The sequence below is a fragment of the Streptomyces sp. NPDC005004 genome, from assembly GCF_053600675.1.
The window spans coordinates 156,473-167,510 of sequence record NZ_JBSGAH010000016.1 but is presented as its reverse complement, the minus strand read 5'-3'; the positions used below and the strand labels follow the sequence as shown (position 1 = coordinate 167,510).

The 11,038-nt window shown below is 73.8% G+C and carries 7 protein-coding genes; 3 read left to right on the top strand and 4 right to left on the bottom strand.

What is annotated here, in order from left to right; genetic code table 11:
• Nucleotides 1–334: 334 nt before the first annotated feature.
• The gene (locus ACWEEU_RS23235) at nt 335–883 is read right to left on the bottom strand and encodes a MarR family winged helix-turn-helix transcriptional regulator (protein ID WP_385748214.1); all 549 of its coding nucleotides are present in this window, start codon (nt 881–883) and stop codon (nt 335–337) included.
• 134 nt (nt 884–1,017) lie between these two features.
• On the opposite strand from ACWEEU_RS23235, the gene ACWEEU_RS23230 reads away from it, so the two are divergent.
• A complete protein-coding gene (locus ACWEEU_RS23230; protein WP_385748216.1) occupies nt 1,018–2,277 on the top strand; it encodes an MFS transporter in 1,260 nt (419 codons plus the stop codon).
• 12 nt (nt 2,278–2,289) lie between these two features.
• On the opposite strand, the gene ACWEEU_RS23225 is transcribed toward ACWEEU_RS23230, so the two are convergent.
• Both ACWEEU_RS23225 and ACWEEU_RS23220 read right to left on the bottom strand, forming a co-directional pair.
• A complete protein-coding gene (locus ACWEEU_RS23225) occupies nt 2,290–3,945 on the bottom strand; it encodes an ATP-binding SpoIIE family protein phosphatase (protein ID WP_385748212.1) in 1,656 nt (551 codons plus the stop codon).
• 130 nt (nt 3,946–4,075) lie between these two features.
• Entirely contained in the window at nt 4,076–5,452 is a 1,377-nt protein-coding gene (locus tag ACWEEU_RS23220; protein ID WP_451734681.1) for an NAD(P)/FAD-dependent oxidoreductase, read from the bottom strand.
• 374 nt (nt 5,453–5,826) lie between these two features.
• Here ACWEEU_RS23220 and ACWEEU_RS23215 point away from each other — a divergent pair, with 374 nt between their 5' ends.
• Together ACWEEU_RS23215 and ACWEEU_RS23210 are read left to right on the top strand one after the other, a co-directional pair.
• Entirely contained in the window at nt 5,827–6,525 is a 699-nt protein-coding gene (locus ACWEEU_RS23215; protein WP_385748208.1) for a TetR/AcrR family transcriptional regulator, read from the top strand.
• A gap of 294 nt (nt 6,526–6,819) precedes the next feature.
• A complete protein-coding gene (locus tag ACWEEU_RS23210) occupies nt 6,820–8,790 on the top strand; it encodes a sigma-70 family RNA polymerase sigma factor (RefSeq protein ID WP_451734679.1) in 1,971 nt (656 codons plus the stop codon).
• Here ACWEEU_RS23210 and ACWEEU_RS23205 read toward each other — a convergent pair.
• On the bottom strand, nt 8,777–10,861 hold the full coding sequence (locus ACWEEU_RS23205; RefSeq protein WP_385748204.1) for an asparagine synthase-related protein: 2,085 nt from the start codon (nt 10,859–10,861) through the stop codon (nt 8,777–8,779). The genes ACWEEU_RS23210 and ACWEEU_RS23205 overlap by 14 nt on opposite strands.
• Between the last annotated feature and the right edge of the window lie 177 nt (nt 10,862–11,038).

Genomic DNA, 11,038 nt, shown 5'->3' with positions numbered 1-11,038 from the left:
TCCCTTTCCGGCGGTTCCGACTCTATCAGATCCTTTTCGGTGTCTGACCCCCAGTCAGCGGGGTTTGTCTTCCCGGCCTCGCGGCCGTTCCGACGTCTCAAACCTTAGCGGATCAACCCCGGCAGTTCCTAATCGGGCTGCCGAGCCCCATTCGAATTGAATTCGGACACGCCGAAAGCTATCCCAGGGGGAGATCGTGCTGGTGGTTTGTGGTGCCGCTCGAGGCGGCGGAGTGTTGCAGGAGAACCGTTACGTCTCCGTGCAACCCGAAGAACTCTACGGATCCGCACGGGGCGAGTCAACCCCTGCTGTCAAGATTTTTTTGAGCGGCAGGTCAGTCCAGGTCGGTGAGCCGGCCGTCCGCGTCCGGCTGGGCGTGCTCCACGCGGCGCAGCAGCCGGGTGAGGACCTCGCCGAGGACCGCGCGCTCGGCGGGAGTGAGGTCCTGGAGCAGGTCCTCCTCGAAGACGGTCGCGAGGCGCATCGCCTCCAGCCACTTCTCGCGGCCCTCGGGGGTCAGCTCCACGATGACGCGGACGCGGTTGGACTCGTCGCGCTCGCGGGTGACCAGCCCCTCCCCCACCATGCGGTCGATGCGGTGAGTCATCGCGGCCGGCGTGAGGCCGAGCCGCTTGGCCAGCTCCCCGGGGCCCATGCGGTAGGGGGCGCCGGACAGGACGAGTGCCTTCAGGACCTCCCACTCGGCGTTGCTGATGCCCAGCTCCGAGGTCTGACGGCCGTAGGCGACGTTCATCCGCCGGTTCAGCCGGGACAGCGCCGACACGATCTTCTCGACCTGGGGGTCCAGGTCCCGGAACTCGCGCTGGTAGGCGGCGATCTGTTCTTCGAGTGTCGGCTCCGCGACGCCGGGGGTGTCGGCCATGCGCGCAGTATCGCACGGGGTCTCCTTGCTTTGAAGTCCTTCGGTATGTAGTCTTTAGCTTCGAACTTTAGCTTTGAAGTCTTCACTCCTAACTAGTGAAAGAGGTGAACGTGACCAGGGCGATGGGGGCGGCGATGCGCCGCATCCACGTGGGCAACGCACTCAGTGCGTTCGGGCTCGGCTTCACGGTTCCGTACCTGTACGTCTATGTGGCGCAGGTGCGTGGGCTGGGAGCGATGACGGCGGGACTGGTGCTCGCCGTCTTCGCCGCGGCCGCGTTGGTCGTGCTGCCCTTCGCGGGCCGCGCGATCGTGCGACGCGGTCCGCTGCCCGTCCTGCTCGCCGCCCTGGTGCTGGCCGCGCTCGGCGCGCTGGGTCTCGGGCTGGCGAGCAACGCGGCGGCGGTCCTGGTGACGGCGGCGGCGCTCGGCGCGGGCCAGGCCGTCATGCAGCCGGCGCTGGCGACGATGATCGTGGACTGCTCGCCGACCGAGACGCGTTCGCGCGCGTTCGCCATGCAGTTCTTCCTGCAGAACCTCGGGCTCGGCATAGGCGGACTGATAGGCGGCCATCTGGTCGACACGACCAAGGTCTCCTCCTTCACTCTGCTGTTCGCGTTCGAGGCGGCGATCTTCCTGCTGCTGGCCGTCGTGATGACGACGGTGCGGATGCCGCGCGCGCCTCACATCACGGACCAGCCGGAGGGCGTGGCCCGGGGCGGCTGGCGGCAGATGGCGGGCAACCGCGCGATGGTGCAGCTCTGCGTGCTGGGCTTCGTCCTCTTCTTCGCCTGCTACGGCCAGTTCGAGTCCGGGCTGAGCGCGTACGGCGTGGAGGCGGCCGGGATATCCACCTCGACGCTCGGCACGGCGCTGGCGGCCAACACGATGATGATCGTCGTGGCGCAGTTCGCCGTGCTGAAGCTGGTCGAGCGGCGGCGCCGGTCGCGGGTGATCGCGCTCGTCGGGCTGATCTGGACCGTCGCCTGGCTGGCGGCGGGGTACGCGGGGCTCGGGCACGGCAGCCGGGAGATGGCCACGGCCGCGTTCGTGTCGACGTACGCCCTGTTCGGGCTGGGTGAGGCGATGCTGTCGCCGACGCTCGCCCCGCTGGTGGCCGATCTCGCGCCGGAGGGCAGCGCAGGGCAGTACAACTCGGCCTTCGCGCTGGTCAAGCAGCTCGCGCTGGCCATCGGTCCGGCGGTGGGCGGTCCGCTCGGGGCCTCGCTGCACGCGCCGTACATCGTGACCTTCCTGCTGTTCTCGCTGGCGATCAGCGTGCTGGCGCTGCGGCTGGGGCGGCGGCTCACGGCCGCGCAGGACCGGCCGTGGTCGCTGGTGCAGAGCCGGGTGGTGGCCCGGGGCAAGGCGTCGGCGGAGTCCGTCAGCGCCTGAACCCGCCCGGGGCTATCCCTTCGGCAGCAGGAACTCGCACCACACCGCCTTGCCGCCGCCCGGTGTCTTCCGGGCGCCCCAGGACGAGGCGATGGTGGCCACGATGTCGATGCCGCGTCCGGACTCGTCGGCGGGTTCGGCGCGGCGGCGGCGCGGGAGGTGGTCGTCTCCGTCGGTGACCTCGATGATCAGGCGGCGGTCGGTGCGGCGGAGCCGCAGCCGCATGGGCGGGATGCCGTGCTGGAGGGAGTTGGCGACCAGTTCGCTGGCGGCCAGGACGCCCAGGTCGTGCAGTTCGACGGGGAAGCGCCAGCTCGTGAGCACGCCGGAGGCGAAGGCACGGGCGCGCGGGGCCGCCTCGATGCCGCCGAGCAGTTCGAGGGCGGCGTTGCGGAAGAGGTCGCCCTCGGGGCCGGTGCGGGCGGGGTGCTGGAGGACCAGGACGGCCACGTCGTCGTCGTGGTCGGCGGTGACTCCGGCGGAGCGGACCAGCCGGTCGCAGACGACCTGGGGGCTGCCCGTTGCGCCGGCGAGGGCGCGCTCCAGGGCGGCGATGCCCTCGTCCAGGTCCTCGTCGCGCCGTTCGACCAGGCCGTCCGTGTAGAGGACGGCCGTGGAGCCGGGGCCGAGGGGGACCGTGCCGGAGGCGTGCACCCAGCCGCCGGTGCCGAGCGGGGGGCCGGTGGGTTCGTCGGCGCGCAGCACGGTGCCGTTCTCGTCGCGGACGAGGATGGGCAGGTGGCCCGCGGAGGCGTAGACCAGGCGGCCCTCGTTGGGGTCGTGGACGGCGTAGACGCAGGTGGCGATCTGGTTGGCGTCGATCTCTATGGCAAGGCCGTCGAGGAGCTGGAGCACCTCGTGGGGCGGCAGGTCGAGGCGGGCGTAGGCGCGGACGGCGGTGCGGAGCTGGCCCATGACGGCGGCGGCGCGCACCCCGCGGCCCATGACGTCGCCGATGACGAGGGCGGTGCGGCCGCCGCCGAGGGTGATGACGTCGTACCAGTCGCCGCCGACGGCGGCCTCGGTGCCGCCGGGCTGGTAGGTGGCGGCGACGCGCAGGTCGTCGGGTTCCTCCAGGTCCTGCGGGAGCAGGGAGCGCTGGAGGGTGACGGCGGTCTCGCGCTGGCGGCGCTCGCTGGCGCGCAGGCGTTCGGCGGCCTCGGCGTGGTCGGTGACGTCGGTGGCGAAGACGAGGACGCCCGCGTCGCGGTCGCCGTCCTTGGTGACCGGGGTGCAGGTGAAGGTGTAGAAGCGGCCGTCGACGGCGCGGCGGGACTTCAGGGTGCGGGGGCGGCCGCTGCGCAGCACCTGGTCGAGGAGGGGGAAGAGGCCCAGCTCGGAGAGTTCGGGGAGGGCTTCTCGGGCGGGTTCGCCGGGGGTGCGGGTGCCGAAGGCGGCGCGGTAGGCGTCGTTGACGTAGGCGAGGCTGTGGTCGGGGCCGTGGACGAGGGCGACGAGGGCCGGGACGCGGTCGAGGACCTCGCGGGCGGGCAGTTCGTCGACGGCCGGGACGAAGGCCGTCGGTCCGTCGGGGTGTTCGCCGCGGGCGGCGGGCACGGAGCCTTCCCCCGGTGGGTTCGGGGACACCGCCTGTACCGCCTGCTCGGTCCGTGCCGCGGCGCGGCGCTGCGTTCCGGGGAGCCGGGCGCTCCAGCGCGTGAAGTTCACAGTGGGGAAAGCCTCGTGTGTGCTGAGTGCGGGCGGATGCCCGGCCGGGGACAGGGGGCAGTCTGGCAGGTGGCCGTCCGGGGCGATATCCGTCAGACGCCCCGGTGCGGGGTGGAGTTCCCCGGTCCGGTCAGGACGACCCCTTCGGGTCGTCGTATGGGGGATGCGGGGGAATTCCACCGGCCGCCAGTTCGAACTCCGCGCGGGGGTGTTCGAGTGAGCCGAGCGAGACGATGTCGCGGCGGAAGAGTCCGGCGAGGGTCCACTCGGCCAGGACGCGGGCCTTGCGGTTGACGGTGGGCACCCGGCCGAGGTGGTAGACGCGGTGTATGAGCCAGGCGGGACAGCCGGTGAGCCGGTGTCCGTACACCTGGGCGACGCCTTTGTGCAGACCGAGTGAGGCAACGGACCCGGCATGAGCGTGCGCGTAGGTCTCCAGGGGTTCGCCGCGCAGGGTGTGGACAAGGTTGTCGGCGAGGACGCGGGCCTGGCGGACGGCGTTCTGGGCGTTGGGCGCGGTCTGGGTGCCGGGCCCGGCGGTGACGTCCGGTACGGCGGCGGCGTCGCCCGCGCCCCAGGCGTGTGCGGTGTCCTCGACGGTCAGCTCGGCGGTGCAGCGCAGCCGGCCGCGGTCGGTGAGCGGCAGGCCGGTGGCGGCGAGCAGGGGGTGGGGGCGGACGCCCGCGGTCCACACCAGGGTGCGGGTGGGGAAGCGCTGGCCGTCGCTGAGCACGGCGATCCGGTCGGCGCAGGATTCCAGGCGGGTCTCCAGCAGGACGCGGATGTTGCGGCGGCGCAGCTGGGTGACGGTGTAGCCGCCGAGTTCGGGGCCGACCTCGGGGAGGACGCGGCCGGTGGCCTCGACGAGGACCCACTTCATGTCCTCGGGGCGGATGCCCGGGTAGTAGCGGGTGGCGTGGCGGGCCATGTCCTCCAGTTCGGCGAGGGCTTCGACGCCCGCGTAGCCGCCACCGACGAAGACGAAGGTGAGGGCGGCGTCGCGGACGGCGGGGTCGCGGGTGGAGGAGGCGATGTCGAGCTGTTCGATGACGTGGTTGCGCAGTCCGATGGCCTCCTCGACGGTCTTGAAGCCGATGCCGTGCTCCGCGAGGCCGGGGACCGGCAGGGTGCGGGAGACGGAGCCGGGGGCGAGGACGAGTTCGTCGTAGCCGAGGAGTTCGTCCGGGGCGTCGCGTTCGGCGGTGGCGAGGGTGCGGACGGCGGCGGTGCGGGTGGTGTGGTCGAGGGAGGTGACCTCGCCGACGACGACCCGGCAGCGGTCCAGGACCCGGCGCAGCGGGACGACGACGTGCCGGGGCGAGATCGAGCCCGCGGCCGCTTCCGGCAGGAACGGCTGATAGGTCATATACGGGTCGGGGCTGACCACGGTGATCTCGACATCGCCCTGTCTGAGCTGCGGTTTCAGCTTCCGCTGGAGACGCAGGGCGGTGTACATCCCGACGTGGCCGCCGCCGACGACCAGAATGCGCGCGCGTTCCTTCACCATCCCATGACGCACCCGGCGCCTTTGTTTGTCCACAGCCCCGGCGATTTGTGTGACCGGAAGACGGTTGTGCGCCGCGTGGGACGCGCCGTCCGGACGGGGGAATCGTGGTCGTGCCGTCGGGTACGGCGGGCGGTGGTGAAGGCATGGAATCCGGACATAGATGGCTCGTACTCCGATCGGGGGCGCACTGTGCGGAACCTACCCCTTCTGAATTGACGCCCTCTCAACTATGTTCATGTGTCGACGGGGTGCGGGGAATGTGGCCGAACGGGGCCCGCGCGGAGCGGTCCGCTCAGGGGCCGGGCCGGTTCCGCGTACCTCCGGCATCAGTGGCGGGGAGTCTCCGGGGGGAGACGTCATCACCGGGGGAACACATGCATCTTCAGGAAACGCACTGGTCGGCCGCGTCCGTCGTGACCGGCGGCAAACGGGGGGACGGTCCGCGCTCGGCACCGCTCCGGGTGGACGCACAGCGCAATCTCGAGCACGTGCTGCGGGCGGCGCGTGAGGTCTTCGGCGAGCTGGGGTACGGCGCGCCGATGGAGGACGTGGCGCGGCGCGCGCGGGTCGGGGTCGGCACGGTGTACCGGCGTTTCCCCAGCAAGGACGTGCTGGTGCGGCGGATCGCCGAGGAGGAGACCGCGCGGTTGACCGAGCAGGCGCGGGCGGCGCTCGGTCAGGAGGACGAGCCGTGGTCGGCGCTGTCGCGCTTCCTGCGGACCTCCGTCGCCTCGGGCGCGGGCCGGCTGCTGCCGCCGCAGGTGCTGCGGGTGGGGGTCGCGGACGACGAGGCCCGGGTGCCGCAGCAGCGCTCGCAGGCGGCCCCCGGTTCGGGTGAGCTCCGGCTGGTGGCGGACGAGTCCACGAGCGTGACCGCGCTGCTCGAAGTGGTCGGCCGCCTGGTGGACCGCGCCCGCGCGGCGGGCGAACTCCGCCCCGACGTCTCCGTGGCCGACGTCCTTCTGGTCATCGCCACGGCGGCCCCCTCCTTGCCGGACGCGGCCCAGCAGGCGGCCGCATCGGCCCGTCTCCTGGAAATCCTCCTGGAGGGCCTGCGGTCCCGCCCGGCGTAGGCCCCGCGTCATCGATCGCGGGCTTCGCGCAAACGATCGCGGGTTCGGCGCGAGCGGCACCGGGTCCGGTGACTCCACCGGACCCGGAGTGCGTCATGGAACCCTCCGCACCCCGCCTCCGGAGGATCACAACACCCTTGCGTGAGCGTCCCGTTCGGATTCCGTTCGTAAGGCGTGGGGATTAATCCGCCCGGACGAGTGACGGGTCGGACGAGTGGCCCAGGGGTGTAAACCTTTGTGGCACCCTGAGCCGGTACGGATTCGGCTGTGCCGGGCATCGGGGGATTTTCGGGGATGAGTGTCGACGGGTGGGACGGCGCGCGCGGTGAAGGTGACGCGGAGGCCAGGGGTCTGACGTCGCCGCAGGTGCCGAGCCAGGGCGGGCGTGGTCCCGGGGCCGAGCAGCCGCGCCAGGCCGAGTCCGCCGAGGCGAGTCTTCCCACCCAGCGCGAGGGCAGCGTACTGCCGCCCCCGCGTGACCTGCCCCCCGCCGACATGCCCCCCGCCGACAGCGAGCTGATCGAGCGGATGCGGGCCGGTGACGACTCCGCGTACGAGGAGCTGTACCGCAGGCACGCCGACGCCGTGAAGCGCTACGCGCGTACCTGCTGCCGTGACGGCCACACCGCCGACGACCTCACCGCCGAGGTGTTCGCGCGGATGCTCCAGGCGGTGCGCGGCGGTTCGGGACCCGAGTACGCGGTGCGCGCCTATCTGCTGACCTCGGTGCGCCGGGTCGCCGCGCACTGGACCAAGTCGGCCCGGCGCGAGCAACTCGTCGACGACTTCGCGGTGTTCGCGCAGCAGGCGGCCCGTTCCTCCGAGGTGTCCGACGACGACACGCTGGACCTCGGCGCCGACGTGCGCGCGATGCACGAGGCGGAGCAGTCGATGGCGATGCAGGCGTTCCGCTCGCTGCCCGAGCGCTGGCAGGCGGTGCTCTGGCACACCGAGGTGGAGGACGAGTCGCCGAGCGACGTGGCCGTGCTGTTCGGCCTCGACGCCAACGGCACGCGCGTGCTGGCCAGCCGGGCCCGCGAGGGCCTGAAGCAGGCGTACCTCCAGGCGCACGTCAGCGCGAGCCTGGTGAGCGACGAGGAGTGCGCGCGCTACGCCGACCAGCTCGGCGGCTACGCCCGCCGCAAGCTGCGGGTGCGCGCGGAGCGCGGCCTGCGCAAGCACCTGGAGGAGTGCGCGAAGTGCCGTCTGGCAGCCGCGCAGATCCAGGAAGTCGCGAGCGGCATCCCGGCGGTCGTACCGGTGGCCGTCATCGGCTGGTTCGGTGCCGCCGGCTACGCGAAGGCGCTCGGTGTCATCGCGGGCGGCGCGGGAGTCGGCGCGGCCGGAGCCGCCGCGGCGGCGACCGGGGCCACCTCCGGAGGCGGCGCGGGCGGTGGCGCGGCGGCCTCGGAGGGGCTCGGCGCGCCGGTGAAGGCGGGTATCGCGACCGGTGTGGTGGCGGTGGCCGCCGCGGCGGTCGCCCTCGCGCTGGTGAACGACAGCCATCCGACCCGGGAGATCGCCAAGCCCTCCCCGTCCCCGGTGATCCAGCAGCCGCACACCCCGAAGCCCGCTCCCGCGCCGAAGAAGCCGGCCCCCGCGCCGGTGGCGGCCGCCCCCGCGCAGCCCCCCGCGCCCGCGCCGAAGCCGACCCCCAAGCCCACGCCGAAGCCGGCCCCGAAGCCCACGCCCACCCCGAAGCCGACCCCGACTCCCAAGCCGACTCCCAAGCCGACGCCGAAGCCCACGCCGCCCCCCGAGCCCACGCCCACGCCGCCCCCCGAGCCCACGCCCAAGCCGACCCCGAAGCCCACCCCGCCGCCCGCGCCCGAGGTCTACGAGACCAACGCGCTGAACTACGACCTCACCGGCGACGGCACCGAGCCCGAGGTGCGCCTGGGTGACAGCAGCTGGGTGTGGCGGCGCTACGACCTGTCGATCGGCGGCACGCACTACTCCCCCGGCATCACCGTGCGCGGCGACTCCTCCGTCACCGTGGACCTCAACCGCCAGTGCACGGCGTACGACGCCCTGGCCGGGGTGGACGACCTCAACCTCACGCGCGGCAAGGTGGCCTTCTCGGTCTACGCGGACGGGGTCCGGCTGTGGCAGTCCGGCGCGGTCGGGGGCGGCGACGCGGCGGTGCCGGTGCATGTGGACCTGACGGGGCGCAGGACGGTGCGGCTCGTGGTGGAGCAGCGCGGCCACACCTTCGAGCAGGTGGCCTTCGCCGACTGGGCGCGCTCCCGCTTCACCTGCCGCTAGCGGCTCCGAGCGCGCCCCGCTGCGGGTCGATGCCCGCGGGGACGGCGCGGGCGCGGGCCGGGGTGCCGGTCCAGCAGCTTCCCCGGCGGGCGAGCAGGCGGCCGAGCCAGAGTTCGACGGAGACGAGGTCGGCGAGGCCGTCCAGCGGGAGGGGTTCGCCCGCGGCGGCCGCGCGGACGGCCTTGCGGACCACGCGGGCCTCGACCAGACCCGCGTCGGCGAGCAGCGGGGTGGCGAAGAGGTCCACGAGGGAGTCGGCGGCGACGCGCAGGCCCGTGCGGGCGGCTGCCGCGCCCGCGGCGTGCGAGGGGGCGCCCCAGCCGGGCGGCAGATCGGTGACCCCGGCGCCGTCGAGGACGGTGCGCAGGACGGCGGCGCGGGCGCCGGGCTTGACCCGCAGAGCCTCGGGCAGGGCGCGGCAGGCGCGCACGACCTGGTTGTCGAGGAAGGGCGCGTGCAGCCGCTGGGAGCGGACCTCGGCGGCCTGTTCGAGGACGCGCAGATCGGCGGCGTGCCGGGCGAGGACGGCGGCGGCGCGGAACTCGCCGGGCCGCACCCCGGGTCCGCCGGAGGCGCGGTCCGCCCCGGACTGCAGAAGAACCGATACTTCAGCCAGTGCTTCCCCGGTCAGCCACCGCGCGGCCGGACCGGGTCTTCCCCAGGTCAGCGCGGCGAGGGACGCACCGACCGCCCCCTTGGGTTCGTCGAAGCCGCGCCGCATCAGCCGCTCGGCCAGCGCCTCCATGCCCGTGCGGTACGGCGTACGGGCCAGGCGGCGGGCGGCGCCGTAGACCCGCGCGGGGACCAGGACCGAGCCGTCGGCGCGGGTGAGGGCGGCGACCGGGCGGACCAGGTGGCGCCGTCTGCGGTCCAGGAGCAGGTCGGCGAGGCGGGCGGGGTGGGCGTCGAGGACCTGGCGGGCGCCGTGTCCGGTGAAGTGGTCGGCGCTGCCCGCCGCGAGCCGGGCGCGGTGCCGGGCGGCGGTGACCAGGGAGGGACCGGGTTCGTCGGTGAGGGGTCCGTCGAGGTCGGCGTAGGGGAGGGTGTCCTCGCCGCCGGTGACCACCACGTGGTGCAGGCGCGGGTTGGCCGCGAGGGCGCCCGCGCGTTCGAGTTCGGCCTCGCGGCCGCCGACGGCCAGGTCGTTGAAGGTGACGGCGAGGAGCCGCTCGCCCGCGCCGGTGCCGTGGCCGAGCAGGGTCCCGGGTCTGCCGGGCAGCCCGGCGGCGAGCAGGGCCAGCGTGCCGGAGGCGGGGCCGCCGGAGAGGTCGGCGCCGATGCCGGGCACCGGCATCCCGCGCGCCGCCCGCCGCTCGGCCGGCCCCATGCCGGGCACCGGCCCGGGATCGAGGCCGGGCACGTGCCGGGGGGCGGCGAGCCGGACCCGGACCGCCTCGATCAGGGCGTCGCGCACGGCGTCCACGGCGTGGGCCGGGTCGGCCGGGGGCGCGGCGACGGCGAGGGAGGCGACCGGCTCGTACCCGGTGATCTCGCGCGCTCCGGCGCGCAGGATCAGCGCGTGTCCCGGCGGAACGCGGCGCACGCCCTCGTACGGCGTGGTGTCGCGCAGCGCGGCGGGGATGTCGGGGGCGGCGAGCAGGGCGGCGAGGTGGCCGAAGTCCAGGTTGGCCTCGGTGAGGTCGGCCAACGGCAGGGCGGCGGTGGCGTAGGAGGTGCCGCCGTTCCAGGGGGCGTGGAAAACGGGGCGGGCGCCCGCGAGGTCGCCGCAGACGGTGATGCGGCGGCCGGCCTGGACGACGGCGGTGTAGCTGCCGGGCCAGGCGGTCAGGTGCCGGAGCGCGCCCCCGCGCGCGGTGAACAGGCCCCGGCGCAGCTCGTCGTCGGAGGCGCCGCAGATACCGAGGACGGCGATGCGGTTCTGCGCGTCGCCCTGGACCACGCGCACCTCGTCGGGGCGCCAGTCGCCGACCGCCCACAGCGGGTCGGGGCCGCCCCACAGCAACTGGGAGCCGACCGGGTGCGGGGTCTCGTCGTCGTATCCGGAGGGGTCCACGGCGCCGGGTCCGAGGCCGCCCGTCGCGGCGCTGCTCCACCCCACCAACCACCGCATCGACGCCTCCACAGGCTGTGGACAATCAGTGCACCGCACGAACCGGACCCATGCTGCCATGAAGAACGCGCCGGAGAGGGGCGGCGGCGCCGCCTTCGCGCGGGAGAAACCTGAGCGAAACGGCGTGCGGGGGCGGGTGCTTGGCACGGAAGGGCAGGGTCACACCGGCAGGCGGCG

Bases quoted from the DNA above. Each gene is read 5' to 3' on its own strand.
- ACWEEU_RS23235 (WP_385748214.1), bottom strand. From the start codon at position 883: ATGGCCGACACCCCCGGCGTCGCGGAGCCGACACTCGAAGAACAGATC.
- ACWEEU_RS23230 (WP_385748216.1), top strand. From the start codon at position 1,018: ATGCGCCGCATCCACGTGGGCAACGCACTCAGTGCGTTCGGGCTCGGC.
- ACWEEU_RS23220 (WP_451734681.1), bottom strand. From the start codon at position 5,452: ATGGTGAAGGAACGCGCGCGCATTCTGGTCGTCGGCGGCGGCCACGTC.
- ACWEEU_RS23215 (WP_385748208.1), top strand. From the start codon at position 5,827: ATGCATCTTCAGGAAACGCACTGGTCGGCCGCGTCCGTCGTGACCGGC.
- ACWEEU_RS23210 (WP_451734679.1), top strand. From the start codon at position 6,820: ATGAGTGTCGACGGGTGGGACGGCGCGCGCGGTGAAGGTGACGCGGAG.
- ACWEEU_RS23205 (WP_385748204.1), bottom strand. From the start codon at position 10,861: ATGCGGTGGTTGGTGGGGTGGAGCAGCGCCGCGACGGGCGGCCTCGGA.